The following is a 24,932-nucleotide window of genomic DNA, read 5'->3' as shown; positions in this document are numbered from 1 at the left end:
TACGGGATCCGACATGATCATGACAGCGACGATAGAGTTCGGCGGCGATGGCGACAAGGGCTTCTCGGCCTCGGACCGCTACCAGGAAGTGAAGACGGCGGCCTACGAGCACCTGCTGTCGCGCATCGAGGAGCTGGGCGCGGAGTTCGGCCGTTGGGCCCGGTCGGCGATCCAGGAGTTCGTGGACATCGAGGTCGCGAGTTTCGTGCGCTTGCGCCGGGTGCCCATCAACGAAGGCGAAATGCGCGCCATTGCCGAGGCGCTGACCAAGGAGCTGGCCGGCCTGGGGCCGCTGGAGGACCTGTTGGCGGACCCGGCCGTGGAAGACATCCTGATCAACGGCTACGACAATGTCTTCGTCTCGCGCCGCGGCGTGTTGGCGCGCGAGACGCTGCGCTTCACCGACAACCAGCACGTGCTGCGCATCGTGCGCCGCATCCTGGCGCCGATCGGCCGCCGGCTGGACGAGTCCAGTCCCATGGTGGACGCGCGCCTGCCCGACGGCGGCCGCCTGAACGTAGTGATCGAGCCGCTGGCGGTGGACGGCCCCATGGTGTCGATCCGCAAATTCCGCCAGGACCCGCTCAAGCCGGCGGACCTGCTGACGCTGGGCAGCTTCGACGAAGAGATCTACCGGCTGCTGAACGAGGCGGTGAAGAACCGCTGCAATATCCTGGTGTCCGGCGGCACCAGTTCGGGCAAGACCTCGCTGCTGAACGCGCTGGCATTCTTCATCCCGGAAACGGAACGCGTGGTCACGGTGGAAGACACCGCGGAGCTGTCGCTCAACCATCCTCACGTGGTGCGGCTGGAATCGCGCCAGGGGGGCTTTGACGGCAGCGGCGCGGTCAGCATCCGCGAGCTGATCCGCAACAGCCTGCGCATGCGGCCGGATCGCGTGGTGGTGGGCGAAGTGCGCGGCGCCGAGGTCATGGACATGCTGCAGGCCATGAACACCGGGCATGAGGGTTCGATGGCGACCATCCACGCCAACTCCCCGCGCGAATGCCTGTACCGGATCGAGATGCTGGCCGGATTCGCTGGATTCCAGGGCAGCGAGGACAGCCTGCGCAGGCAGATCGCCAGCGCGCTGGACTTCATTGTGCAGATCGGCCGCCTGTCCAACGGCAAGCGCCGCGTGCTGTCGGTGACCGAGATCACCGGCATGGGCGACAACGTGATCTCCACGCAGGAACTCTATCGCCACGAATCCTATGCCACGCCGGACGGCGATGAGAAGGATCGCTGGCACTGGCTGGGCATCAACCCGCACACGCCCAAGCTGGCCAAGCTGCGCAACGAGGCGCGCGCCAACGACAACCCGCAGGACGACCGTGATGGCGGGGGCGGCGGCTTCTGGAGCAGGAGGCGCTGATGCTGGAAGCTCTGGTGCTTGCAAGCCTGGCTGCGGTGCTGACCATCGGGGCGGTGCTGCTGTGGCGCCATGCTGGCCGCCGCGCGCGGCGGGCGGCCAGCTCCGCCTTCCTGGAAAGCCAGTTGCAGCGGGGCCGCGACGCGGCCGCCGCCGATGCGCCTTTCGCCGAAAACGCGCGCCAGTTCCGCAGCGGCTTTGCCGGCTGGGACCGCATGTTGCGCCTGGCCGGCCTGCGGCAAAGCGCCGGCCTGTATCTGCGCATCGCGCTGCCCGTCGCGGCCGGCGCGGCGCTGGCCTGGGCCCTGCTGGGGGCGTTGTCGGGCGCGGTGACGTTCTTGCTGCTGGCCGTGTTCGCATACTTCCTGCTGTGGCTGCGGGCCGACAAGCGCCAGCGGCGCATGATCGCGCAACTGCCCGCGTTCCTGGACAACATCGTGCGTCTGCTCACCATCGGCAACAGCATGGGCGCCGCGTTCCAGACGGCCGCGGCCACGGCCGACGAACCCTTGCGCGAGGTGGTGGAGACCGCGGCCAGCCTGAGCCGCTCCAAGGAGCTGGATGCGGCGCTGGCGCACGTGTCGCGCCTGTATGGGTTGAAGGAGCTGTACATGGTCGCGGCGGTGGTGTCGCTGGCCCTACGCTTCGGCGGCCGCAGCGATCAGGTGCTGGAACGCATGGCGGCCTTCATGCGCGATGTCGCCCAGGCCCGCAACGAACTGACCGCCAGCTCGGCAGAGGTGCGGCTGTCGGCCTGGATCCTGGCCTTGCTGCCCGTGGGGATCGCGGGCTTCATCATTGTCGCCAACAACAATTTGTTCATGGGCCTGTGGCAGGACCCGCAAGGCTTCAGGATGCTGCTGACCGCGGTCTGCCTGCAGATCGGCGGCTGCTATTGGCTATATCGCATGGCCAAGGCCATTTGAGGAGGGCGCGGCATGAACATCCTGCAATCCTGGAACGCGTCCACCGTGCTGGCGATGGCGCTGATGCTGGTGGCGGCCGGCCTGCTGGTGCTGGGCCTGGGCATGGCGCGACGCCTGCGCAGCCAGGGCCGCAGCCGCCAGGTGGTGGACCAGGCGCTGGCCGCGCGCGAGGGCGGCGGTAGCGCATCGGCCGCCCCGCGCGGCGAGAGCGGGCAGGGCCGGCTGGCGGCGGCTGCGCGGGCCGCCGACACGTTCGGCAAGCGCTTGAGCGAGGGCCGGCTGGCCGACGCGCTGTTGGCCGCCGAGGATCGCAAGGTGGTGGACATGGCGGGCTATGCCGACCCCGGCACCGCACGCTCGCGCTTTGTCCTGATCCGCTTCGGCCTGGCGATCCTGCTGCCCGTGGCCGCGGTCGTGCTGGACTTGTACAAGCACCTTCCGGATATGCCGATGGGCGCTTTCGTCGCGGCCTTCCTGGCTTTCGCGATCGGCTACATGCTGCCCAAATGGATCGTGCAGCGGCGCCTGGCGCGCCGCCGCAGGCAGGCGGCCGACGAACTGCCCTTGCTGATCGATCTGTTGCGCCTGTTGCAGGGCGTGGGCCTGTCGATCGACCAGAGCCTGCAGGTGCTGGTCAAGGAGTTCGGCCAAGTGCTGCCGGTGCTGTCATTCGAATTGCGCCTGGCGTCCGAGCTCTACGTGCGCGGCCGCACCCGCGAGCAATCGCTGGCCAGGATGGCCACGGGCTTCAACAACGACGATCTGTCCGCCATCTGCCGCCTGATCGCGCAGGTGGACCAGCACGGGGGCGCGGTGCAGGAACCCCTGAATCGCTTCGGCGAACGCCTGCGGGACAAGCGGCGCCTGGAGCTGAAAGAGAAAGTGGGCAAGACCACGGTAAAGATGACCGGGGTCATGATCGTGACGCTGCTGCCCGCGCTGTTGATCGTGACGGGCGGGGCGGGGTTTATCGCGGTGTTGCGCGGCTTGTCGCGCATGGGGGGGATGTAATGAACGGCGCAACGAAAAGCAGGTCGCGCGCAGGGCGCTGCGCGCTCGTGGCCATGGTGCTGGCGGCGGGCGCGGGCTTGAGCGGATGCAAGACCAACAACGCGGAATCCGCCTGGCAGCTGATCCAGCAACAGCAGCAGGAACAGGCGCTGATGCGGCAGAAGGAAGACGAGGCCCAGAGCAAGAGCCGGCCCAAGGAACCCGAGATGATGCTGTCCATGATTGTCGAGGCGCAGCGCCAGGAGCGCTACTTTGCGTCGCTCGCGTACATCGACGGCTATCAGCAGAAATACGGCAGCGACGCGCGTGTGGCCGTGCTGCGCGCCGAGGCGCTGCGCCAGACTGGCCAGGCGGCGTTGAGCGAGCAGGCCTACCGCGCGCTGACCGCCACCGACCAGGCGGCCGAGGGTTGGCATGGCCTGGGCCTGATCGCCGGTTCGCGCGGGCAGTTCGACCAGGCGGCCGATTACTTTTCGCGGGCGGCGAGGCTGGCGCCCATGGACGCGCGCATCCTGGGCGACCTGGGCTATGCGCGCCTGCGGGCGGGCGATCCGGCGGGCGCGCGCGTGCCGCTGGGGCAGGCGGCCGAGTTGACGCCGGATAGCGCCAAGGTGGTGGCGAACCTGGCGGTGCTGCTGCTGGTCGAGGGCGATCCGCTCAAGGCGCAGCGCCTGATGGAGCGGGCGCAATTGAGCGAGGAAGCGCGCGGGCAGGTGCTGCGACTGGCCGCCGAGATCCGCGGCCAGCTGGCCCCGGCGCCGGCCGCATCCCACGCGCCGGCGACCCGGGTATCCAGCGGCGAACAGGCCGTCATGCCGATGATGAGTCCCCTGATGGAAGGGCTGGGCAATGGCCCCATCGTGCGCTAACTCCCTATCGAGGAACACTGCCATGTCCCATACGACCCCGCGCGCCTTGTTCATCCTGGCCTGCGCCTGCGCGGCGCTGGCGCCCATCGCCGGCCAGGCGCAATCCAACGCGCCGCTGACCGGCAGCATGTCCGGCGCCGCCAGCGCCCCGTCCGAGCCGGCTTCCGCGCCCGCCGCCGCCATGCCGGAGCGGCCCGTGGTGCAGCAGGTGCAGACCCCGCTGCCGCAGGCGCCGGCCGCCGCGCCCGCGGCGCAGGAGGGCTTTGGCGACGTGACGCGCGGCCTCCTGGCGGCGCAGGCCGACGGCCGGCGCGCCGGCAATGCCTTGCCGGTGCTGGGACCGGTCTCCACGGCGGCCTGGAACCGCTATCTGGAAAGTTTCAAGCATCCCATTCCTGTGTGGTTCGACCGGAATGTGGAAATCCCCAACATCCAATAGGTTCCGGATACTGGTATTCCCCGCCGCAGGCGGATACGGAGTCGCGAGAGCATGTCAGCCGGCCGTCCACATCCTTCCCCGCCGTCGCGGCAACGCGGCAGCATGACCGTCGCCGTCGTCTTCGCGGTGCTGGTCGGGATGGTGCTGCTGGGCGTGCTGCAGCTCGGCTACGGCTTCTACATGAAGCGTGAAATGCAGAAGGCGGCGGACCTGGCGGCGCTGTCGGCGGTGCAGGTCCTGAGCCTGGGCTCCGGCGCGGATTGCGCCCGGGCCGCCGCCGCTGGCCGGGCCTCCGGCCTGGCCAATGTGCCGAACATCCTGGACGCGTTCACGGCCGCCGACTTCACGGTGGAGTGCAAGGTGTGGGATCCGACGCGTTCCGACCCCTCCGGCATGCACGTCTTCGACGCGGCGGGCGGGCAGGCGTACAACGCCGTGCGGGTCGCCGTCAGCAAGCAACTGGCCAATCTCATACCCGGCGTGGGCGGCATCAAGGCCTCGGTCGCGGCGGTGGCCACCAACACGCAGCCCGTGGCGGCCTTCACGGTGGGATCGCGGCTGTTGCGCCTGGAGCGCGGCGGCCTGCTGTCGCAGCTGTTGGCCACGGCAGGCGCCTCGCCCTCGCAACTGGACGTACTGGACGCCGCGGGCCTGGCCAATGTCGGCATTACGCCGGCCGGCCTGCTGGAGGCGCTGGGCCTGCCGCTGTCGGTGGCGGCTGGCGTGGGCACGCCCGAGCAGTTGACCGCGCTGAACAACCTGACGCTGGGCCAGTTGCTGCACGCCACGCTCACCGTCATCGACAAGCAGAAGACAGCCGCCGCCGACATTGGGTTGCTGAGCGCAGCCATCAACACGGTCCTGGACCTGATGCCGCTGAACCTGCCGGTGAAGCTGTTCGGCGATGGCGGCGTGCTGGATCTGAACGTGGTGGGCGGCGACCCCAGCGCCGCCTTGCAGGCCAAGGTCAACGCGCTCAACATCCTGGAAACCGGCCTGGCCATCGCCAACGGCAGCAACCTGATCAATCTGGGGCTGAGCGTGCCGCTGCTGGGCCTGGACGCGCGGGTGCGCATCGTCGAGCCACCTGCCGTGGGCGTGGGCGGGGTCGGCGCCCAGGCCATCAGCGCCGGCATACGCGTGTATCTGCGCGTCAACACCAGCAACATTCCGCTGATCGGGCCCTTGTTGGCCAATACGCTGAACACGAAGGTGGACCTGCCCATCATCATCGACGTGGCGCAGTCCACGGGAACGCTGCGCAAGCTGTGCGAGGCCCCGCTGGCCGAAAACCAGGCGACGATAGCCGTGACTTCGGCCGCGGCCAGCGTCTGCCTGGGACGCTTCCCCGGCATGGCGTCGGCCACCGACCCGAGCGCCGCGAATTTCCAGGCGCTCACGAACCGCTGCGAACCCAGCGCATTCGGATCCGTGGGCCGGCATCAGGTCTTGAATGTACTGGGCATACTGCCGCTCACTGCCCGGGTCACGCTGCCGGTGTTCAGTTCCTCGGCGCCCGTGTCGGTGACGCTTACCGCACCGCCATCGCCCAACGCCACCGCTACCGTCAATGCCACCAACGTGGACCTGTCCAAGCTGGTTTCCAATCTGGCGGACGCGCTGATCGGCGGCATCCTGGGCGACCTCTACAGTACCGGCACGCCGCTGACCACAAAGGAACGCAGCGACCTCGCGGCCAAGCTGGTGGGCGAAGATCCGAATAATGCCGGCAAGACTGTCTCGAAAGTCGTCAACGACATGCAGTGGTCCAAGACCGCGATGGACCAACTGGGGACCCGCCTGACCACAGGCGGCCTGACGGGGGTGCTGGGCGGCACGTTGCAAGTGGTCGGAAACGTTCTCAAATCGCTCTTGTTCGCACCGCTCAGCGACGTGAGCTGCGCCCTGTACTTTGCACCGGACAAGATACGCCTGTGCCGTATCGATGCGGTTGGCACGTTGGCCTTGAGCGGCGACGGCCAGGTGGGCGGCGTGCTGTCCGTCGTCATGGCCCTGCTGGCCCCTCTGCTGGATTCGCTGTCAGCGGTGTTGCAACAGCTGCTCAATGCGCTGGGCCTGAGCTTGGGCCAGACCGACGTATCGCTGATTTCCGTGGATTGCGGCAAGCCCCGCCTGGTGTACTGATGATGAAGCCCCTGATCCTTCTCCCTTTCCTTCCCGCATGGTCCAAGCGATGAGCCAGAATTTCGCGCGCGAAGAATTCGACGTGTACGTCTGGGAGGGCACTTCCGACATCGCCAGCCGCGCCGAGCGTTGCCTGGCGGGCATGGACGTGTCGCTGCTGCGCGCGGACGCAGGCACCGCGTTTCCGCCGCCGCGCGACCTGGCGCGGCCGGCAGTCGCCCTGGTGTCGGTATCCGTGATGGGCGACAAGCGCTTCAGCGGCTACGACTGGCTGGCGGCGCAGGGCCTGCCGGTCATCTGGGTGGCCGCGGAAGCGCGCGGACGCGATCCGCGCTATTACCCGCCGGAATACTCCTACACGCTGCCGCTGACCTTTACCACCGCGGACCTGCGCAAGCTGCTGTATGAGCTGCTGGGTACGCTGAACCAGCTCAACCGTTCCGTTCCGCGGCGCGAGCAGCCTCTGATCGCCGTGTCCGCGACCATGCAGGACCTGCTGGCGGAGACGGAAATGTACGCCGACTGCCGCAGCAACGTGCTGATCCACGGCGAAACCGGCGTGGGCAAGGAACGCGTCGCGCGCCTGCTGCATGACCACGCCGCCTGGCGCGACGGACCCTTCGTGGCGGTCAACTGCGGCGCCATCCCCGAAGGCCTGTTCGAGGCGCATTTCTTCGGCCACGCCAAAGGCGCATTCACCGGCGCGATCGGCGCGCACAAGGGGTATTTCGAGCAGGCCAGCGGCGGCACGTTGTTCCTGGACGAGATCGGCGATCTGCCGCTGTACCAGCAGGTCAAGCTGTTGCGCGTCCTGGAACAGAGCACGGTGACCCGGCTGGGTTCGACCGTGGAGGTGCCGGTGGACTTTCGCCTGGTTGCCGCCACCAACAAGGATTTACGGACGCTGGTGGGGCAGGACGAGTTCCGCGCGGACCTGTACTACCGGCTGGCGGTCATCGAGCTGCGCATCCCCAACCTGGAGCAGCGGGGCCCGCAGGAAAAGGCCGCGATCTTCCGCGCCTTGCTAAAGCGCCAGGGCGTGGAAGATGATGCGCCGCAGTGGCTGCTGGAGCGCGTCTCGCGCACGCGCTACGCCGGCAATGTGCGCGAATTGTCCAACGTGGCCGAGCGCGTCGCCATCGTGCGGCGGCAGTTCCAGGCCTGGGACTCGCCGCGCATCGAACGCATTTTCGACCAGTTGGGCGAGCCGCTGCGGATGGCCGGAGCCGTCGCCGCGCGGGCCGAGCCCGCCGTGTTCACTGACGCGGAGCGCGCCGAACGCGAGCGCGTGCTGGCGGCGCTGGATGCCAATGACTGGCGGCGCCAGGATACCGCTCACACGCTGGGCATCAGCCGCAAGGTGCTGTGGGAAAAAATGCGCAAGCTGCAGCTGGGGGCAGGCCAGGGCGAACCCGCCGATGGCGTTGCCGAGACGATATGAACACGCAATAGGGAATGGCCCGTAGGGGGCGACAGTTCCGGGTCCGGCGCATGTAAGCGCGTCTGTCCGGGGTGAAATAAATTGCTATAGTTCCGCAACGATTTTTTTGGGGAAGGCATGAACGTCCAATTTATCCGTGGCGCCGCCCGCATGGCGCTGTTGGGCACGGCCCTGTCCGGTCTGGCCGCCTGCGCCAGCGCGCAATCCGAAGCGCCCCGGCCCACGGTTAAACAGGTCGAGGACACGCAGGCGGCATCCACGCCCGTGACTCCCCCCGCGCCGCCGCCCGCCGCGCGCCCGGCGTCCACGCTGTCGGAGCTGCAAGGCCTGATCCAGAGCCGCCAGGTGTCGGAGCTGCGCACTGCCTACAACGGCACCTACGGCGCCAGCCTGCTGTTCAAGCCGGACGACCTGACCTATTACGTCGCGCTGTTCCAGCAGAAGGATTTCTGGCGCGTGGTGAAGACCAAGTCGGACAAGCAGGCCGAAGCCACCTACCGCGCCTTCGTCGGCCAGTCCGCCGAACTGGCCGAAGTGGACATCAAGCGCATCAAGATGCAGGCCGAGTACGCGCATGCCGAGAAACTGCTGGCCAGCCGCAGCGCTGAACTCAGCACGCTGCAGGCCGACCGCACGGTGCGCCTGCAGCAGGAAGAGCAGGTCGCGGCGCGCCAGGAGCAGTCGCGCCAGGAAGCCACGGCGCTGGCCGACCAGCAGAAGGACGTGCGTCAGCAGTTGCGCGACCTGCAACGTCAGATCGACGCCTTGCAGGCGCAGCAGGCGCAAGTGGGGCACCCGGCGGCCCAGAACCGCGGCAAGTAGCCCTCGGGGATGCGGAAAAGCGGGCCTGCGGGCCCGCTTTGTCTTGTCCGGCCGGGAAAAGGCATTGCGCGCGCAGGGGCTAAGCGCCAGCCGCCGGCGGTTTCTTGTATTCTGGGACTTACACCCCATATTGATGCCATGGCACTTAAAGTTTTCGACCTCCAGTGCGAACACAGCCACATTTTCGAAGGCTGGTTCGGTTCGCACGAAGACTATGACGCGCAGCAGGCGCGTGGCCTCGTCACGTGCCCGGTTTGCGGGTCCGCCAGCATCACCAAGCGGCTGTCGGCGCCGCGCCTGAACGTCGCCCATCTGCACGCGCCGCAGGCTGCCCAGCCCGCGTTGCCCGCCAATGCCTCCGACGCCGACAAGATGGCGGCGTTGCAGTCGGCCGTCATGCGCCAGGTGCGCGCCTTGCTGCGCAACACCGAAAACGTTGGGCCGCGCTTCGCCGAAGAGGCGCGCCGCATCCACGAAGGCGATGCCGACGACCGTCCCATCCGCGGCACGGCCACGCCCGAAGAGCGCGAATCGCTGGCCGAGGATGGCATCGACGTCATGGCGGTGCCGGAATTCCTGGACGACGAACGGCTGCAATAAAGAGCCGCGCCGCGATCGCGCGGTATTCCTGTCCTGCCGCGGGGTACGGGCAAACAAGACTCCTGGTAGCAGCGATCTGCAACGGTCCGATGGCACGGTTCCAGCAAAAGCTTGCGTTTCTATATTCTAGTACTAGAATAAAACGAATGAAGCTGACCGATTCCGAACTGCTGCTGTTGGGGCTTGTCGCCGAGATGCCGCGACACGGCTATGAGCTTGAGCAAGTCATCGAAACGCGCGGCATGCGTGATTGGACCCAGATTGGCTTTTCGTCGATCTACTTTGTGCTTAGTAAGCTGGAGAAAGCCGGATTGGTTCTGACGGAAGCGCCCGTTGGCGCCAGGTCGCGCAAGACGTTCTCGATTACGGCGGCAGGCCGCGAGGCGCTGCAGCAGCAGACCATTTCCGCCCTTGAAACCCATCGTCCAACGTATTCGTCGCTTTTGCTGGGGATGATTCACTGGCCGGCCCTGTCGCGCAAGGCCGCATTGGATGCGCTGGAGAGGCGCCTGTCTTCGGTCGCGGCGGAAATGGAAAGGCTTGAACGTCTGCGACGGCTGCGCCAGCCGATGCCCGATCACATAGAAGTGCTATTCGATTTGTCCGCCAGCCAACTGGCGGCGGAGCGCAGCTGGATCGCTACTACCTTGGACTACATGAGGAACAAGCCATGGCCGACGAAGGAATGATCGATTTGACGCAGGACAGAGCCATGCTCCGGGCGCTCTATGCTCCACCGCAGGGGCTATTCAGCCAGGTCGACGTGCCCGAGCTCCCGTTTGCCATCTGGGACGGCGAGGGGGCGCCCGGGCAGTCCGCTGTCGCGGCCGCAGTGAAGGGTCTTTACACGGCAATCTATCCGATCCGGCGCGAAGCGCGCGAGCGCATGGGCAAGTCCTTTGTCGAGCCTCCGGTGGAAATCCTCTATTGGGCGGACGATATGCGCGACCTTGCAGCGGGCCGCCGCGACACATGGCATTGGCGTGCGCAGATCACCCTGCCAGTCTGGGCCACCGCCGCAGACCTCGAAGAAGCCGCCGCCGAGATGCGCCGCGAATTGGGCAATGCGCCCGTGCCGCGCTGGGATGCGGTGGCCGAGGGCCGGTGCGTGCAGTACCTGCATGTCGGCCCGGTCAATGACCTGCCCTTGATCCTGGGGAAGCTCTACAGCCAATATCTGCCTCAAGCAGGGCTTGAGCCATCCGGGCCCTATCACGAAATTTATCTGGACGATTGGAGCCGCGTTGTTCCCGAGAAGCGCAAGGTAATTCTGCGGCAACCCATAGGGAAATAAAAAAAGCCAGACCCGAAGGTCTGGCTTTTTCTTGCCTGCTGCCGGATCAGTTGTTGACGCGGCTGCGGTATTCGTTCGTGCGGGTGTCGATTTCGATCTTGTCGCCGATGGCGCAGAACAGCGGCACGTTCAGTTCGTAGCCGGTGTTGATCTTGGCGGGCTTGGTCACCTTGCCCGAAGTGTCGCCACGCACGGCGGGTTCGGTGTAGGTGATTTCGCGCACGATGGTCGTGGGCAGTTCAACCGAAATGGCGCGGCCGTCGTAGAAGACCACTTCCACGGGCATCGCTTCTTCCAGGTAGTTCAGGGCGTCGCCCATGCTTTCGGCTTCGATTTCGTACTGGTTGTACTCTTCGTCCATGAAGACGTACATCGGGTCGCCGAAGTAGGAGTAGGTGCACTCCTTGCGGTCGAGCTGGACGACTTCGAACTTTTCGTCGGCCTTGTAGACCGATTCGCTGGCCGAGGCGGTCAACAGGTTCTTGAACTTCAGCTTCACAACAGCGGCGTTGCGGCCGGACTTGTTGTATTCGGCCTTCTGGACCACGAGGGGATCCTTGCCGACCATGACCACGTTGCCGACTCGCAATTCCTGAGCGGTTTTCATCGATAAAACTCCGGGGGTGATGGGTGCACTCGCCGTGCTTGCAAAAAGCCGCCGCTGGCAGCGGCTTCGTGCACACCCCGGGAGGCGTCATAGTTGAGGCCCGACAAATACAGGGCGCTCGGAAAACTCTCTATTCTAACGTTTCTTGGCCAAGTCTGCGCAAAAATCGGCCAGATTTTCGGCAAGATCCGGTAGCGCGGCCTGGCTCGCGTCCCAGGCCCGCGCGGCGGCGGCCCAGTCTCCCCAGGCGGCTGGCGCCAGGGCGGCCGACAGCGCCGCGGCGCTGGCGCCCGTTTCCGGCTGGTTCCAGGCCCGGATCAACGCCTGGGCGGTTTCCGGGGCCGGATAACGCGCCAGCCAGGCTTCCAGTTTTTCCAGGTGCACGTTTTCGTCCTGGGGATAGATCTGCCAGACCAGCGGGCGCGCGGCCCAGGCGGCGCGGACGAAGGAATCCTCGCCGCGCACGAAGTTCAGGTCGCAGCACCACAGCAGGCGGTCGAAATCCGGCTGCGCCACGAAGGGCAGGCGGGCCACCGACGGCGCGCCGGGCGCCACGCAGGCGGCTTCCAGGCCCGGAGCCACGCCTTCGGGGACGAGCAGCAGGCTGGGACGCGGATCGGCCGCCAGCGCCTCGGCCAGCGCGCCTGCCGGCGCCGTGGGATAGCAAAACAGGGACACGGTGCGTGCACCGTCGCGGCGGCGCAACAGCAGGTCCTGCGGCACGCCCAGCGAGCGCAGGAAGGCTTCCTGGTCCTGCGCCGATGCCTGCAGGGCGTCACGTTCGGCCGTCAGGCCCGGTTCGCGCAGCAGCCCGCCGGTGGCGCTGGTGAAGCCGGGAAAGAAAAAGTGTTTGACCAGGCCGTCCGGCCGCTGCGAGGGCAGGCCGTGGCAGCTTTCCACCCAGGATTCAGCGCTCAGGTACTCCAGATTGATCCAGGCCGGATGCGCCTGGCGCATGCTGTCCAGGAACGTTTCGGGAGGATCGCAGGCGAAAGCCTCGATCACCACGTCGCGGGCGGTGAGCGCTGGATCCGGCGAATCGGACCAGTGCACGATGTCAATGCCGGCCAGTCGCTGGCGCGGCAGGCCGGGTGCGATGCCGGGTTGGATGCGGGCAAAGCTGGCCAGGTCGTCGACCCACAGGCGCACCTCCCAGCCGCGGCCGTGCGCCAGGCGGCGCGCCAGCCGCCAGCAGACGCCGATGTCGCCATAGTTGTCGACGACCCGGCAGAAGATGTCCGCTTGCATTGCCGCCTAGTGGAACTTGGCCGGCGAGGCTTCCGCGTCCTCGGGCAGTTCGGCATGTACCAGTTCGCCCAGCGGATTCGGGAAGTAGGGCGCGCCGCAGTCCTCGCAGTACTCGGGAGGCAGCACGCCAGGAATGCGGCGCACCTCGGTGACGCCGTATTCCTTGAGCAGGGCCGCGATCTCGTCGACCACGTCGGGCTGGCCTTCATCGGACGGCTGGTCTTCCTCGCGCCCGTACAGCGGCCAGACGCAGCCGTAGTAGACGTCGTTGCTGCTGCGCGCCGTGAAGCCGATGCGGTATTCGTCGATGCGGCTTTCGCCGCAGCCGGCCACCACCGCCCGCAATTGGGAGGCTTCGAGGCTGACCGCGCCTTCCAGCCAGCTGACCGCGGCGCGCAGCGACAGCGGGCGCACCCGCCGGTCGGCCTCGCGGTTGCTGACGTAGTAGGCGTCGGGCAGCAGGGCTTCGAAACCGCAGCCCGGCAGCAGATTGGCCAGGGTGGGCTGGGCCTGCGCGGCCCATTGTTCCTGGCAGGCGTCGCGGCTGGCTTCGGCCTCGCCCAGCTGTTCCTGCCAGCGGAAGACCGGCTCGCCTTCCGGCACCGCGACGGCCGCCACGATATAGCGCGTGTCGGCCAGCATGTTGGCTGTCTCGGTCTCGGTGTTCAGGGCGGGCTTGGCGGTCTCGGCGCCCAGCGCCTGCGTGCCCAGGCGTTGCAGCCATTGCCAGGTTTCGGAGAAGGTGCGCGGCATCTGGTCCACGCTGACCAACACCGGCATCAGCGAGCTGCGGGCCTTGCTGGACAGGACATGCCCATGCAGTTGGGCCATCAGCGCCTGTTGCGCGCCGGCGGCGATCGGGCCGGTCGGGATGGCGTAGCGGGTCCAGGCGACGATGGGCGCCACCACCAGCAAAATATCGTAGCGGACGCCATTTTTCTCGATCTTCATCGATTCGGACAGGGTTTCGGCCTGTTCGATCAGGATCTCGTAGGCGCCCACGTCGCTCTGGGCGAGGTGGTCCAGGGCCGCTTCCAGGGGGGCGTCCTGCCCCGCCTTCAGCAGCTTCGGAATCGCTTCGCCAAGCTGGTTCTCCCAGAACACGTCTTCTAGGCGGCTGCCCGAGCGGCTGAGCGCCTGGGCAAGCGCGACCAGTTTGGCGGCGTCACGGGTGAGGCGGGGAGCGGATTGGCTGCGGGATCGGGCCATAACTTCGGGGAGCGTCCAGTAAGTGTGCAACTGTGTAGTTTAACGCCCGGCGCGCACCGCGGCGCGTAGGCCCCTGCCAGGCGCCACAGCCATTGCGGTACGGACATATTGATGCCAAAACAGCAACAGATAATGCCAATCAAGGTGGTTTATTGCCGATAAGAAACGACGGAAAATACAGCCATCAACTCAATATCTGGAGGCACCGCCATGCGCTGGCCTACGCTTTTCGTATCCCATGGATCCCCCATGCTCGCCGTCGAGCCCGGACAGACCGGTCCCGCGCTCGCCGCGTGGAGCGCCGCGCAGGGCCGTAAGCCCAAGGGCATCCTGGTCGTGTCGCCGCACTGGATGGGCGAAGGCCTGGCGCTGTCGACCCGCGACCGCCAGGTGGCCTGGCACGATTTCGGCGGCTTTCCGCCGGAACTCTATCAATTGCAGTACGCGGCCCCTGGCTCGCCGGAACTGGCGCAGCGGGTACAGGCGCTGCTGGCCGACTCGGGCATCGCCGCCGACCAGGATCCCCGCCGCCCGCTGGACCATGGCGCCTGGGTGCCGCTGCGCTACCTCTATCCGGAAGCGGACGTGCCGGTGGTGCAGTTGTCGCTGGACATGGGCCGCGACGCGGCCGGGCAGCTGGAACTGGGCCGCGCGCTGGCTCGGCTGCGGGACGAGGACATCCTGGTCATCGGCTCGGGTTCGCTGACGCACAACCTGCGCCACGTGCGCATGCCGCAGGACGCGCCCGCGCTGCCCTACGTGCCGGCTTTCCAGCAGTGGTACGCGGACAAGCTGGGCGGCCATGACCTGCCGGCGCTGCTGGACTGGCAGGCCCAGGCGCCGGGCGCATCGCAGGCCCATCCGCACGACGACCACCTGATGCCGCTGTACGTGGCGCTGGGCGCGGGGGGAACCGGCTTTCGGCGCCTGAATGATGAAATCTCGTACGGCGCGCTGGCGATGGACGCCTATGAGTTCGCGGACTGATCCGAAGCGCGCGGCCGCGGCGTCCGCGCGGGCGCAATGAAAATGGCCCGGGAACCTCGCGGTTCCCGGGCCATTGCCTGGTCTGATCAGGAAATCAGGCGGCCAGCAGCTGGCGCAGCACGAAGGGCAGGATGCCGCCGTGCTGGTAGTAGTCCACCTCGATCGGGGTGTCGATGCGCAGCAGTACCGTGACGTCCTGCTTGGAACCGTCCTTGCGGGTGATCGTCAGCGTCACGTCCTGCATCGGCTTGATGCCGTTTTCCAGGCCCGAGATGTCATAGGTTTCTTCGCCGGTGATGCCCAGCGACTGCACGCTGTCCGCACCCTTGAACTGCAGGGGCAGCACGCCCATGCCGACCAGGTTGCTGCGGTGGATGCGCTCGAAGCTGCGGGTGATCACGGCCTTCACGCCCAGCAGCTGGGTGCCCTTGGCCGCCCAGTCGCGCGACGAGCCGGTGCCGTACTCTTCGCCGCCGAACACTACGGTGGGGGTGCCCGCGCCGACGTACTTCATGGCCGCGTCATAGATGGACATCTGTTCGCCGGTGGGCTGGAACAGGGTGTCGCCGCCTTCGAAGCGGCTGCCGTCAGGCAGCGCCGGGATCATGAGGTTCTTGATGCGCACGTTGGCGAAGGTGCCGCGCATCATGATCTCGTGGTTGCCGCGGCGCGAGCCGTAGCTGTTGAAGTCGGCCTTCATGACGCCGTTTTCCTTCAGCCACTTGCCCGCGGGCGAGGTTTCCTTGATGGAGCCGGCCGGCGAGATGTGGTCGGTGGTGACCGAGTCGCCGAACACGCCCAGGGCGCGGGCGTTCTTGACCGTCGGCATCGCGCCCGGCGTCATGCCGAAGCCGTCGAAGAAGGGCGGTTCGGCGATGTAGGTGGAGTCAGGCCAGTTGTAGGTATCGCCGGTGACGCCCTTGATGTTCTCCCAGAGCTTGCCCGGGTTGCTCTTGACCTGGCCGTAGTTGGCCTCGAAGGCCTTGGGATCCAGGGCGTACTTCAGCAGCGACTCGACTTCCTCGGTGGTCGGCCAGATATCGCCCAGCCACACGTCGCCGTTCTTGCCGCGGCCCACGGGCTCGGTCATCAGGTCGCGCGTGACCGTGCCGGCCAGCGCATAGGCCACCACCAGCGGGGGCGAGGCCAGGAAGTTGGCCTTGATGTTCGGGTGGATGCGGGCTTCGAAGTTGCGGTTGCCCGAGAGCACCGCCGAGCAGATCAGGTCGTTGCCGGTGATGGCTTCGTTCAGGTCCGGGGTCAGGTCGCCGGCGTTGCCGATGCAGGTCGTGCAGCCGTAGGCGGCGACGTCGAAGCCCAGCTTTTCCAGGTAGGGCAAGAGGCCCGTCTTGGTCAGGTACTCGGTGACCACGCGCGATCCGGGGGCCAGCGAGGTCTTGATGTGCTTGGGCACGGTCATGCCGGCTTCCACGGCCTTCTTGGCCAGCAGGCCGGCCGCCAGCAGCACGCTGGGGTTGGACGTGTTGGTGCAGGACGTGATGGCGGCGATCAGGATGTCGCCGTTCTTGACCTTGGTGCCGGCGCTGGTGGTGAAGGTCTGCTCCAGCTTTTCGGCCGGCTGGTTGAAGCCGTTGGCGGCCACGGGCTTGGAGTACAGGTCGATGAAGGTGTTCTTGACGTTGCCGATCTCGATGCGGTCCTGCGGACGCTTCGGGCCCGCCAACGACGGCGCGACGGTGGACAGGTCCAGCGTCAGCAGCTTGGTGAAATTGATGTCCTTCGCCTTGGGCACGCCGAACATCTTCTGGGCCTTGAAATAGGCTTCGAAGGCGGCGATTTCGTCTTCCGTGCGGCCGGTGCCGCGGAAGTAGTCGATGGTGCGTTCGTCGACCGGGAAGAAGCCCATGGTGGCGCCGTATTCCGGCGCCATGTTGCCGATGGTGGCGCGCTCGGCCACGGACAGGCTGGCGGTGCCTTCGCCGCAGAATTCGACGAACTTGCCCACCACCTTCTCGCGGCGCAGCATTTCAGTGATGGTCAGCACCAGATCGGTGGCGGTGACGCCGCCGCGCAGCTTGCCCTTGAGTTCCACGCCAACCACGTCGGGGGTCAGGAAGTACACGGGCTGGCCCAGCATGCCGGCCTCGGCTTCGATGCCGCCCACGCCCCAGCCGACCACGCCGATGCCGTTGATCATGGTGGTGTGGCTGTCGGTGCCCACCAGCGAGTCCGGGTAGTAGACGTTGTTCTTCTTGTCCAGGTGCACGCCGCGCGCCAGGTATTCCAGGTTGACCTGGTGGACGATGCCGAAGCCCGGGGGCACGACGCCGAAGGTGTCGAAGGCCTGCATGCCCCACTTCATGAACTGGTAGCGCTCCTGGTTGCGCTTGAATTCCAGCTTCATGTTCAGGTCCAGCGCATTCTTGGTGCCGAAGTAGTCGATCATGACCGAGTGGTCCACCACCAGGTCGACCGGCACCAGCGGCTCGATGCTCTTGGGGCTCTTGCCCATCTTGTCGGCCACCGAGCGCATGGCGGCGATGTCGGCCAGCAGCGGCACGCCGGTGAAGTCCTGCAGCACCACGCGGGCCACCACGAACGGAATTTCGTCTTCGCGGCGGGCGTTGGCCTGCCAGTTGGCCAGTTGCTTGACGTGCTCTTCGGTGACCTTCTTGCCGTCGCAGTTGCGCAGCACGGATTCCAGCACGATGCGGATCGAAACCGGGAGCCGCTGCACGTCGATGCCGAGGGACTTGCCCAGCGCCGGCAGCGAATAGTACTGACAGGATTTATTGCCGATCTTGAAATTCTTGAGGGTGTCTAGGGTGTTGTGCGGCATGATGGACTCCGTGGTTTTGCCCGGTTGAAGCCGGCATTTTCTGGCGTTTTTGCGCATTTGTCATTCTATGTGAGACTGGCGCCTGCGCGGCCGTATGTCTTATATCTTATATAAGACTTGATCGGGCCGTCAAAGTTCCCCTACTGCAATCAGGGGCGGGGGGCTTTGGCCTCACCCGATACTCTGGCCGAGGCATGCGCGGGTCGCAAGCCTCTTTTATCAAGAAAGTCCTACGCGGATGTTGCGGCCCAGCAAGGGAGCGCGGGTCTACGCAAGGAATTCGCGCAGCAGCACGGTCAGTTCGGTACGCAGGAAATCGACCACCGCGCGCTGTGCCGTCGAAGGGTAGGGGTTGGACGTGGTCAGGATGAACAGCTTGTCGCCCGGGCCCATGGCCTGGTAGGCGGGCAGCACCGGCGTCAGCCGCCCGGCGGCGAGGTCCTGATGGACCACATAGGCTGGCAGCAGCGCCACGCCCGCGCCGGCGCGGGCGGCTTGGGCGAGGAATGGGAAATACTCCGACTGCAGCCGCGGGGCGAGCTTGGCCTCATGCTGCTGGTCCTTGCGGCGCAGCCGCAGCGTGACCTGGGGCCTGGGGTCGGGCGGGCCCAGGAAGTGCAGGCGCCCGAGGTCGCGCGGATGGGCCGGCGGGCCGAACTGCGCCAGATAGGAAGGCGCCGCGCACAGCACCCATTTCACGTCGCCCAGCGCGCGCGCCACGTAATCCTGCGGCGGGGTGGTCATCACCCGCAGCGCCACGTCGATTTCCGACGAAATCAGGTCGCTCACCCGGTTGGAAAACAGCACGCGCAGGGTCAGCGCCGGATGCCGCAAGGCGAAGTTCACCAGCAGCGGGCGCAACTGGTCCAGTTCTCCCAGCCCGGTGGGAATGCTTAGCCGGACGTGGCCCGCGGGCTCCGAGCCGAGCTTTTGCAGGGCGTGGCGGGCGGATTCGACCTCGCGCGCCATGCGCGCGCCGTGCTCGTACAGCACCGAGCCTTGCTGCGTCAGTTCCAGCCGCCGGGTGCTGCGGCGGATGAGCTGGGCGCCGAAGGCGCGTTCCAGCTTCTGCAGGTTGCGGCTGACGTGGGAACGGGTCACGCCGTGGCGCACCGCCGCCTCGCTCAAGGTGCCGGCGTCGACGATGGTGACGAACAGCTGTATCAGATTGAGGTCCAGCGCGGGCAGGGCGGGCATGCGCGGTCCTATTGTTGACTGTGAGGAAACATAGTTTACGCAAGTTGCGAGATTGTCGCGGCATGGCGGCGGTTGATATTCTCGCCTCTATCACAAAGGAGATCAGGCCATGCCCCAAAAACAGCCCGGCGGGACGATCCCGCAAACCATGTTCCGCGCTGATCTGTTCCGCGGCGAGCGCGTTCTCGTCACCGGCGGCGGCACCGGCCTGGGCTACGCCATGGCCGAACGGCTGGCGGCGCTGGGCGCTGCGCTGCACTTGTGGGGACGCCGCGCCGCAGTGCTGGAAGAAGCGGCCGCGCGCCTGCGCGAGCGCTACGGCGCGGAGGTCCACGTCCAGGCGGTGGACATCCGCGACGCCGAGGCCGTGGACGCCGCGGTCGACGCCATCTGGACCGGGCATGGTCCGCTGACCGCCCTGATCAACAACGCCGCGGGCAACTTCATCAGCCCCACTGAAAAACTGTCGCCGCGCGGCTTCAACGCCATTGCCGACACGGTGTTCCGCGGGACCTTCTACACGACCCAGGCCGTGGGCAAGCGCTGGATCGCGCAGGGCACGGGCGGCGCGGTGCTGTCCATCGTGGTGACCTGGGTCTGGACCGGTTCGCCCTTCGTGGTGCCCTCGGCCATGTCCAAGGCCGGCATAGACGCCATGACCAAGTCGCTGGCCATCGAATGGGGCCGTCATGGCATCCGCCTGAACGCCATCGCGCCGGGCGTGATTCCGACCGAAGGGGCCAGCGCGCGGCTGCGGCCCAAGGATGCCGGCGCCGATGCCCAGACGCAGCAGAACCCGATGCGGCGGCTGGGCACCGGACACGACATCGGCGAGCTGGCGGCGTTCCTGCTGAGTCCGGGCTACGACTGGATCAACGGCCAGACCATCGCGCTGGACGGCGGCGACTATCTGGCCAACGGCGCCTACTTCAAGCAGTACGCCGAATGGAGCGACGCGGACTGGGCCGCCGCGCGCCAGGCCATCGAAACGCGCACCGCGCAGGACAAGGCCCAGCGCAGCACGGGGGCGGCATGACAGGCAGCACGATCCACGCGGGCGGCGCAAGCCTGTCGGGCGCGGCGTTGGCCGCGCGCGGCGAACAGGTCGCCGCCGGCCTCGCAGCGATGGGCGTGCGGGAGGGCGACGTGATCGCGGTGCTGTTGCGCAACGGCATGCCTTATCTGGAGATCATCCTGGCCTGCAAGCGGCTGGGTTGCTACTACTGCCCGATCAATTGGCATTTCACCGGCGCCGAAGTGGCGTTCCTGGTGGAAGACAGCGGCGCCCGCCTGCTGATCGCCCAGGCCGACCTGTGGCTGCCGCTGCGTGATGCGCTGCCGGCCGGCCTGCCGGTGCTGCTGGCCGGCGCCGGCGCGGCGCAGTCCGGGCAGGCGGATTACGACGCCTGGCGCGACCGCCAGCAGCCCTACGGCGGTCCTCGCGTGGCGCCGCGCGGCCACATGGCCTATACCTCCGGCACCACCGGCCGGCCCAAGGGCGTCGTGCGCGCGCCGTTCCCGCTGGAACATCTAGCGCGCCACCTGCAACAGGTCGAAGCGGTGGTGGAGGCGGCCTACGGCCTGCGTCCCGGATCGCGCGCCTTGCTGCCCGCGCCGATCTACCACAGCGCGCCCAGCGTGTACGCGCAGGTGGCCCTGCGGGTCTGCGAGACCTTTGTGCTGACCGACAGGTTCGATCCGGTCGAGGTCCTGCGCCTGATCGAGGCACACCGCATCGATACGGTCTACCTGGTGCCCATCATGTACGTGCGCCTCTTGAAGCTGGACGCCGCCACGCGCGCCGCGCATGACCTGTCGTCGCTGCGCTTCGTCGCTTCGACCGGCGCGCCCTGCGCGCCGGAAATCAAGCGCGCCATGATCGAATGGCTGGGCCCTGTCATCCATGAAACCTATGCCTCCAGCGAGGCGGGCATGGTCACGGTCATCGATTCGCACGAGGCGCTGGCCCGCCCCGGCAGCGCCGGCCGGCCCGTGGGCGGCGCGCAGATCAGGATCTATGCCGAAGACGGGACGCCCTGCGCGGCGGGCCAGGTCGGGCGCATCCACGTGCGCCAGCCGGCCTACGCGGACTTCACCTATCGCAACAACCCGCAGGCCCGCGCAGAGGTCGAGAGAGACGGCCTCATCGGACTGGGCGACCTGGGCTATCTGGACGCGGACGGCTATCTCTACGTATGCGACCGCGAATCGGACCTGGTGATCTCGGGCGGCGTGAACATCTATCCCGCCGAGGTCGAACACCAGCTGATGCAGTACCCGGGCGTGGCGGATTGCGCGGTGTTCGGCGTGCCCGACGACGAATACGGAGAGCGGCTGATGGCGCTGGTGCAGCCCGCGGCGGGCGCCGCGCTCGAACCCGAGGCGCTGGCGCAATGGCTGGCGCAGCGGATCGCGCGCTACAAGGTGCCGCGCGAACTGCAGCTGCGCGCCGAACTGCCGCGCGACGACAACGGCAAGATCGCCAAGCGCCGGCTGCGCGCCGAATTCTGGGCGGGCAGGCAGCGCCAGGTATAGCAGGGCGGCGCATCGCCGCAACAACAAAACCCACAAGGGAGACAGGCATGGCAATCAGGCTGAACCTCAGGCTGCGTCGCATCGCGACTGCGGCGATCGTCGCGCTCGCGGCTCCGGCCGCCGCGCTGGCGGCATTTCCGGACAAACCGGTCAAACTGGTCGTGCCCTATACGCCGGGCGGCTCCGCGGACCAGTTGTCGCGGGTGCTGGCCGAAGGCATGTCGCGCGATCTCGGGCAACCCGTGGTGGTGGAGAACAAACCCGGCGCCAATACCATGGTCGCGGCGACCCAGGTGGCCAGGTCGGCGCCGGACGGATACACGGTCTTCCTCGCCAGCAACGCCAGCATGGTGCTCAATCCCATGCTCTATCAACGCATCGCCTATGACGCCGCGCGCGACTTCCGCGTGTTCGGCATCGCCGCCGAGCTGCCGCTGGTGGTGGTGGCGAACAACGAGGTCCCGGCGGGCACGCTGGCCGAGTTCGTCACTTATGCCAAGGCCCGGCCCGGCAAACTGAACTACGCCTCCGTGGGTATAGGCAATCCGCTGCAGCTGGCGACCGAACTGCTGAAATCGCGCACGGGCATGGACGTGGCGCATATTCCGTACAACGGCAGCGCGCCGGCCCTGACCTCGCTGATGGGCAATGACACGCAGCTCATGGTGGACGTGATCAGCACCTCGCTGCCGCTGGTGCGGGAACGCAAGATCAAGGCGCTGGCCGTCACGACCAGCGAGCGGCTGGCCGTGTTGCCGGATGTGCCCACCGTGGCGGAAAGCGGCTTTCCGGGATTCCGCGCCGCCACCTGGTTCGGCCTGGCCGTGCCGCGCGCGGTGCCCCAGGCCGAGGCGCAGCGCTTGCAGGCGGCGCTGGACAAGGTGCTGAAGGATCCGGCGTTCCGCGGCCGCTTCGAACCCCTGGGCCTGGTGATCCAGGCGCCGCGCAGCCAGGGCGAGATCGATGCCTATGTACAGGAAGACCGCCAGCGCTGGGGCGCGGTGATCGAGGCCAACCACATCAAGCTGGACTGAGACGCAAGCGGGCGGGCGCCTTCCCGGAAGCCCGCGCCGTCAGGCCTTCTTGCCGCCGCGGCGCGCCTTGCGCGTGACATTGCGCCGCGACATCTCGGAGTCCAGGATCAGCCGGCCTTCGAGCTTGCCGTGCATGCGCTTGACCGAACGCATCGCGTCCTGCATGTGCTCGCTCATCAGGTCGCGTACCTTTTCGACATCGCGCTCGCGCGCCGCCGCCAGGATCTTGCGGTGAAAGCCCGTGTTGGCGCTGCCGAAGCGCTGCTGCTCGGACAAGGGCATCTCGTTGTCGAACACGGTCAGCTGCCGGATCATTTCGTTGGTCATCTCGCAGCTGAACCGCAGGAACGGATTGGGGCAGGCGGCCGCGAAGATGTCGTGGAAATTGATCTCTTCCTGGCGCTGGGCCAGCGGGTCGTCGACCTGTTCGGCCGACGGATCGCAGCAGGCGATGTTCTCTTCCAGCGCGGCGAAGTGCGCCTCCGTCAGGAAGGGCACGGCGCTGGCCGCAAGCTCGGGCTCCAGCAGCTTGCGCACCTGGTAGATGTCCTCGATCCGCACTTCCTTGAAGAACAGGTAGTTCTGCATCAACTGGAAGGTGCGGTCCAGCGGCACCTCGACCACGGTGCCGCCGCCGCCCGGCCCGGTGCTGACCTTCACCAGCCCCTGCACCTCCAGCGACTTGAGCGCTTCGCGCATGGTGCTCTTGCTGACCGAGAACATGCTTTGCAGCTCGCTCTCGCGCGGCAGCTTGTCGCCCGGCAACAGGTTCTTGGCCGTGATCAGCCGCTTGATCTCCTCGGCGACCAGGTCGCTGCGCTTGGGCGGACTCGACGCGCCCGCGGCTTGTAGGTCGTGACTGTTGAACGCCATTGCGTTCCTCCGTTGCTGCATGGTGTGCGCGGGGCAGGGCCCGGGCTGTTTCGCGCGGACCCCGGGTTATACCTGATGCGCCTTCTATTGACAGATCCGGCTCGCCAAACTGATCATGATAATAATCCTATTTATCATGATAAATAGGATGGTAGTCGCAGTATAGGCATGAGGCGCCAGGACTTGCGAATACGCCCACGCGGCGGCGGCCCTGGCACGGGAGCTTGGAGCAGACAGAGTCGGAACGGGGACGCGCATGGTGCGCGCCCGACATCGTCAATATGCCGCGGCAGCGCCAGCGGCAGCCAGGGAGAACCATCTTGAATCGCCGCAACCTGCTGAAATTGGCCGCGCTTGGCGCCGTGCCCGGATCACTATGGGCCGCCCGGTCCGCGCTGGCGCAAGCCGACGCCATCCAGTTCGGGTGTCCCGTGCCCATGTCGGGCGCCTTTGCCGCCAACGGCAAGTACGCCGACCTGGGCATGAAACTGGCGCTGGAGCAGTATGGCCGCGCGCTTGACCGGCCGCTGGCCTATACCGTGCTGGACACCGAAGGCAAGCCGGCCACGGCGGTGCGCAAGGTGCAGGAAGTCTCGCAACAGAAGGGCGTCAAGTTCTTCGCCGGCGGCATCCTGTCCTCGGAAGCGCTGGCCATGGGCAAGGAAGTGGAGCGCGCCGGCGGCGTCTTCATCACCACGGCGGGCGCGGACGAAATCACCGGCAAGGACTGCAACCGGGCCACCTTCCGCTGGTCCGTGCCCACCTTCGGCGCCATCGAGCAGACCGTGCGTCCCTTGCTCGAAAAGCTGCCCAACGCCAAGCGCTGGTACACCATCACGCCGCAATACGTGTTCGGCGACGGCCTGCTCGGCGCGGCCAAGGCGATCTTCAAGGAAAAGGGCATCGAGCATGTGGGCAACAGCTACCACTCGCTGACCGAGAAGGAGTTCAGCGGCTACCTCACCAACGCCATGGCTGCCAAGCCGGACGTGCTGCTGATCCTGAACTTCGGCTCGCAGTCCTCGGACACGCTGCGCCAGGCCGTCAGCTTCGGCATGAAGCAGAACTGCACCATTCTGGTGGCCTGGGCTTCGGGACTGGAACAGTTCGAGGGCCTGGGCGCGGACCTGTGCGAAGGCGTATATTTCGGCGCGCAGTATTGGCACGGCATCGACTCGCCGCTCAACAAGGAACTGGTGCAGCTGTCCCGCGACAAGACGCGCGCCAATCCCAACTACAGCCTGGCGGGTTCCTACATCTGCACCCGCATCATGCTGGACGCCATCGCCCGGGCCGGCAGCGCCGACCCGGCCAAGGTGATCGCCGCCATGGAGGGCATGGCCTACGAAGGCCTGACGGGCAAGGAGGAAATCCGCAAGGAAGACCACCAGGTCCTGAAGAACTACTACCTGCTCAAGGGCCGCGCCAAGAAGGACATGAAGGACAAGGACGACTACGCCGAGATCGTGCATAGCGGCCGCTCCTTCCTGCCGCCCGCGGAAACCGGCTGCAAGCTCTAGCGC

Annotated in this window: 22 protein-coding genes; 16 read left to right on the top strand and 6 right to left on the bottom strand. The window is 66.9% G+C overall.

What is annotated here, in order from left to right:
• The first annotated feature begins 13 nt into the window (after positions 1-13).
• From BRO63_RS21000 to BRO63_RS20950, 11 genes are all read left to right on the top strand, one after another.
• Positions 14-1,375, top strand: a complete 1,362-nt coding sequence (locus tag BRO63_RS21000) for a CpaF family protein (protein ID WP_088141649.1) — start codon at positions 14-16, stop codon at positions 1,373-1,375.
• Positions 1,375-2,298: a type II secretion system F family protein gene (locus tag BRO63_RS20995; RefSeq protein ID WP_088141648.1), complete on the top strand. Its 924-nt coding sequence runs from the start codon at positions 1,375-1,377 to the stop codon at positions 2,296-2,298. Before BRO63_RS21000 ends, BRO63_RS20995 begins: the two co-directional genes overlap by 1 nt.
• A gap of 12 nt (positions 2,299-2,310) precedes the next feature.
• Positions 2,311-3,309 (top strand): type II secretion system F family protein, encoded by a 999-nt coding sequence (locus BRO63_RS20990; protein ID WP_088141647.1) that lies wholly within the window; start codon positions 2,311-2,313, stop codon positions 3,307-3,309.
• Complete coding sequence (locus BRO63_RS20985; RefSeq protein WP_088141646.1) at positions 3,309-4,178, top strand: tetratricopeptide repeat protein; 870 nt, start codon at positions 3,309-3,311, stop codon at positions 4,176-4,178. The genes BRO63_RS20990 and BRO63_RS20985 overlap by 1 nt, the downstream gene beginning before the upstream one ends.
• Before the next feature lie 22 nt (positions 4,179-4,200).
• Positions 4,201-4,617, top strand: coding sequence for a DUF3613 domain-containing protein (locus BRO63_RS20980; RefSeq protein ID WP_088141645.1), 417 nt, complete (start codon positions 4,201-4,203; stop codon positions 4,615-4,617).
• A 102-nt stretch (positions 4,618-4,719) separates the two neighbouring features.
• Positions 4,720-6,762, top strand: a complete 2,043-nt coding sequence (locus BRO63_RS20975; protein WP_088141644.1) for a pilus assembly protein TadG-related protein — start codon at positions 4,720-4,722, stop codon at positions 6,760-6,762.
• A gap of 49 nt (positions 6,763-6,811) precedes the next feature.
• The gene (locus tag BRO63_RS20970; RefSeq protein ID WP_088141673.1) at positions 6,812-8,203 is read left to right on the top strand and encodes a sigma 54-interacting transcriptional regulator; all 1,392 of its coding nucleotides are present in this window, start codon (positions 6,812-6,814) and stop codon (positions 8,201-8,203) included.
• Positions 8,204-8,320: 117 nt separating this feature from the next.
• Positions 8,321-9,025: a DUF2968 domain-containing protein gene (locus BRO63_RS20965; RefSeq protein WP_088141643.1), complete on the top strand. Its 705-nt coding sequence runs from the start codon at positions 8,321-8,323 to the stop codon at positions 9,023-9,025.
• 138 nt (positions 9,026-9,163) lie between these two features.
• Complete coding sequence (locus BRO63_RS20960; RefSeq protein ID WP_088141642.1) at positions 9,164-9,625, top strand: DUF1178 family protein; 462 nt, start codon at positions 9,164-9,166, stop codon at positions 9,623-9,625.
• A 146-nt stretch (positions 9,626-9,771) separates the two neighbouring features.
• Positions 9,772-10,314, top strand: a complete 543-nt coding sequence (locus BRO63_RS20955; RefSeq protein ID WP_088141641.1) for a PadR family transcriptional regulator — start codon at positions 9,772-9,774, stop codon at positions 10,312-10,314.
• Positions 10,296-10,919, top strand: coding sequence for a GyrI-like domain-containing protein (locus BRO63_RS20950; protein WP_088141640.1), 624 nt, complete (start codon positions 10,296-10,298; stop codon positions 10,917-10,919). The genes BRO63_RS20955 and BRO63_RS20950 overlap by 19 nt, the downstream gene beginning before the upstream one ends.
• A gap of 46 nt (positions 10,920-10,965) precedes the next feature.
• On the opposite strand, the gene efp is transcribed toward BRO63_RS20950, so the two are convergent.
• The 3 genes from efp to BRO63_RS20935 form a co-directional block, all read right to left on the bottom strand.
• Positions 10,966-11,526, bottom strand: coding sequence for an elongation factor P (gene efp, locus BRO63_RS20945; protein ID WP_006220534.1), 561 nt, complete (start codon positions 11,524-11,526; stop codon positions 10,966-10,968).
• Between the two features lie 135 nt (positions 11,527-11,661).
• Entirely contained in the window at positions 11,662-12,774 is a 1,113-nt protein-coding gene (earP, locus tag BRO63_RS20940; RefSeq protein WP_088141639.1) for an elongation factor P maturation arginine rhamnosyltransferase EarP, read from the bottom strand.
• Between the two features lie 6 nt (positions 12,775-12,780).
• On the bottom strand, positions 12,781-13,983 hold the full coding sequence (locus BRO63_RS20935) for a DUF2863 family protein (RefSeq protein ID WP_088141638.1): 1,203 nt from the start codon (positions 13,981-13,983) through the stop codon (positions 12,781-12,783).
• Positions 13,984-14,193: 210 nt separating this feature from the next.
• Here BRO63_RS20935 and BRO63_RS20930 point away from each other — a divergent pair, with 210 nt between their 5' ends.
• Positions 14,194-14,970 (top strand): DODA-type extradiol aromatic ring-opening family dioxygenase, encoded by a 777-nt coding sequence (locus tag BRO63_RS20930; protein WP_179215167.1) that lies wholly within the window; start codon positions 14,194-14,196, stop codon positions 14,968-14,970.
• Positions 14,971-15,064: 94 nt separating this feature from the next.
• Here BRO63_RS20930 and acnA read toward each other — a convergent pair whose 3' ends face one another.
• Both acnA and BRO63_RS20920 read right to left on the bottom strand, forming a co-directional pair.
• On the bottom strand, positions 15,065-17,770 hold the full coding sequence (gene acnA, locus BRO63_RS20925) for an aconitate hydratase AcnA (protein WP_088141636.1): 2,706 nt from the start codon (positions 17,768-17,770) through the stop codon (positions 15,065-15,067).
• A 267-nt stretch (positions 17,771-18,037) separates the two neighbouring features.
• Positions 18,038-18,967 (bottom strand): LysR family transcriptional regulator, encoded by a 930-nt coding sequence (locus BRO63_RS20920; protein ID WP_088141635.1) that lies wholly within the window; start codon positions 18,965-18,967, stop codon positions 18,038-18,040.
• Positions 18,968-19,115: 148 nt separating this feature from the next.
• Between BRO63_RS20920 and BRO63_RS20915 the strand changes: the two genes are divergently transcribed.
• From BRO63_RS20915 to BRO63_RS20905, 3 genes are read left to right on the top strand one after another with little or no spacing between them, the layout of a single operon-like run.
• A complete protein-coding gene (locus BRO63_RS20915) occupies positions 19,116-20,003 on the top strand; it encodes an SDR family oxidoreductase (protein WP_088141672.1) in 888 nt (295 codons plus the stop codon).
• Positions 20,000-21,502 carry an AMP-binding protein gene (locus BRO63_RS20910; RefSeq protein WP_088141634.1) on the top strand — a complete coding sequence of 501 codons (1,503 nt, stop codon included), beginning with the start codon at positions 20,000-20,002 and terminating at the stop codon, positions 21,500-21,502. Before BRO63_RS20915 ends, BRO63_RS20910 begins: the two co-directional genes overlap by 4 nt.
• A gap of 47 nt (positions 21,503-21,549) precedes the next feature.
• The gene (locus BRO63_RS20905; RefSeq protein WP_088141633.1) at positions 21,550-22,536 is read left to right on the top strand and encodes a Bug family tripartite tricarboxylate transporter substrate binding protein; all 987 of its coding nucleotides are present in this window, start codon (positions 21,550-21,552) and stop codon (positions 22,534-22,536) included.
• A gap of 39 nt (positions 22,537-22,575) precedes the next feature.
• Here the strand turns inward: BRO63_RS20905 and BRO63_RS20900 are convergent, their stop codons facing one another.
• The gene (locus BRO63_RS20900) at positions 22,576-23,409 is read right to left on the bottom strand and encodes a FadR/GntR family transcriptional regulator (RefSeq protein WP_088141632.1); all 834 of its coding nucleotides are present in this window, start codon (positions 23,407-23,409) and stop codon (positions 22,576-22,578) included.
• A 320-nt stretch (positions 23,410-23,729) separates the two neighbouring features.
• Between BRO63_RS20900 and BRO63_RS20895 the strand changes: the two genes are divergently transcribed.
• Positions 23,730-24,929, top strand: a complete 1,200-nt coding sequence (locus BRO63_RS20895) for an ABC transporter substrate-binding protein (RefSeq protein ID WP_088141631.1) — start codon at positions 23,730-23,732, stop codon at positions 24,927-24,929.
• Positions 24,930-24,932: the final 3 nt, after the last annotated feature.

Origin of the sequence: Achromobacter xylosoxidans, from assembly GCF_002192695.1 — a bacterium.
In the GTDB taxonomy this organism is placed as follows: domain Bacteria; phylum Pseudomonadota; class Gammaproteobacteria; order Burkholderiales; family Burkholderiaceae_B; genus Achromobacter; species Achromobacter xylosoxidans_C.
Note: the sequence above shows the minus strand (reverse complement) of the source record. Positions and strands in the feature narration are given on the sequence as shown.

What these genes read in the sequence shown, in the direction of transcription:
- BRO63_RS21000 (WP_088141649.1), top strand. Translation starts at nt 14, where the DNA reads ATGATCATGACAGCGACGATAGAGTTCGGCGGCGATGGCGACAAGGGC.
- BRO63_RS20995 (WP_088141648.1), top strand. Translation starts at nt 1,375, where the DNA reads ATGCTGGAAGCTCTGGTGCTTGCAAGCCTGGCTGCGGTGCTGACCATC.
- BRO63_RS20990 (WP_088141647.1), top strand. Translation starts at nt 2,311, where the DNA reads ATGAACATCCTGCAATCCTGGAACGCGTCCACCGTGCTGGCGATGGCG.
- BRO63_RS20985 (WP_088141646.1), top strand. Translation starts at nt 3,309, where the DNA reads ATGAACGGCGCAACGAAAAGCAGGTCGCGCGCAGGGCGCTGCGCGCTC.
- BRO63_RS20980 (WP_088141645.1), top strand. Translation starts at nt 4,201, where the DNA reads ATGTCCCATACGACCCCGCGCGCCTTGTTCATCCTGGCCTGCGCCTGC.
- BRO63_RS20975 (WP_088141644.1), top strand. Translation starts at nt 4,720, where the DNA reads ATGACCGTCGCCGTCGTCTTCGCGGTGCTGGTCGGGATGGTGCTGCTG.
- BRO63_RS20970 (WP_088141673.1), top strand. Translation starts at nt 6,812, where the DNA reads ATGAGCCAGAATTTCGCGCGCGAAGAATTCGACGTGTACGTCTGGGAG.
- BRO63_RS20965 (WP_088141643.1), top strand. Translation starts at nt 8,321, where the DNA reads ATGAACGTCCAATTTATCCGTGGCGCCGCCCGCATGGCGCTGTTGGGC.
- BRO63_RS20960 (WP_088141642.1), top strand. Translation starts at nt 9,164, where the DNA reads ATGGCACTTAAAGTTTTCGACCTCCAGTGCGAACACAGCCACATTTTC.
- BRO63_RS20955 (WP_088141641.1), top strand. Translation starts at nt 9,772, where the DNA reads ATGAAGCTGACCGATTCCGAACTGCTGCTGTTGGGGCTTGTCGCCGAG.
- BRO63_RS20950 (WP_088141640.1), top strand. Translation starts at nt 10,296, where the DNA reads ATGGCCGACGAAGGAATGATCGATTTGACGCAGGACAGAGCCATGCTC.
- efp (WP_006220534.1), bottom strand. Translation starts at nt 11,526, where the DNA reads ATGAAAACCGCTCAGGAATTGCGAGTCGGCAACGTGGTCATGGTCGGC.
- earP (WP_088141639.1), bottom strand. Translation starts at nt 12,774, where the DNA reads ATGCAAGCGGACATCTTCTGCCGGGTCGTCGACAACTATGGCGACATC.
- BRO63_RS20935 (WP_088141638.1), bottom strand. Translation starts at nt 13,983, where the DNA reads ATGGCCCGATCCCGCAGCCAATCCGCTCCCCGCCTCACCCGTGACGCC.
- BRO63_RS20930 (WP_179215167.1), top strand. Translation starts at nt 14,194, where the DNA reads ATGCGCTGGCCTACGCTTTTCGTATCCCATGGATCCCCCATGCTCGCC.
- acnA (WP_088141636.1), bottom strand. Translation starts at nt 17,770, where the DNA reads ATGCCGCACAACACCCTAGACACCCTCAAGAATTTCAAGATCGGCAAT.
- BRO63_RS20920 (WP_088141635.1), bottom strand. Translation starts at nt 18,967, where the DNA reads ATGCCCGCCCTGCCCGCGCTGGACCTCAATCTGATACAGCTGTTCGTC.
- BRO63_RS20915 (WP_088141672.1), top strand. Translation starts at nt 19,116, where the DNA reads ATGTTCCGCGCTGATCTGTTCCGCGGCGAGCGCGTTCTCGTCACCGGC.
- BRO63_RS20910 (WP_088141634.1), top strand. Translation starts at nt 20,000, where the DNA reads ATGACAGGCAGCACGATCCACGCGGGCGGCGCAAGCCTGTCGGGCGCG.
- BRO63_RS20905 (WP_088141633.1), top strand. Translation starts at nt 21,550, where the DNA reads ATGGCAATCAGGCTGAACCTCAGGCTGCGTCGCATCGCGACTGCGGCG.
- BRO63_RS20900 (WP_088141632.1), bottom strand. Translation starts at nt 23,409, where the DNA reads ATGGCGTTCAACAGTCACGACCTACAAGCCGCGGGCGCGTCGAGTCCG.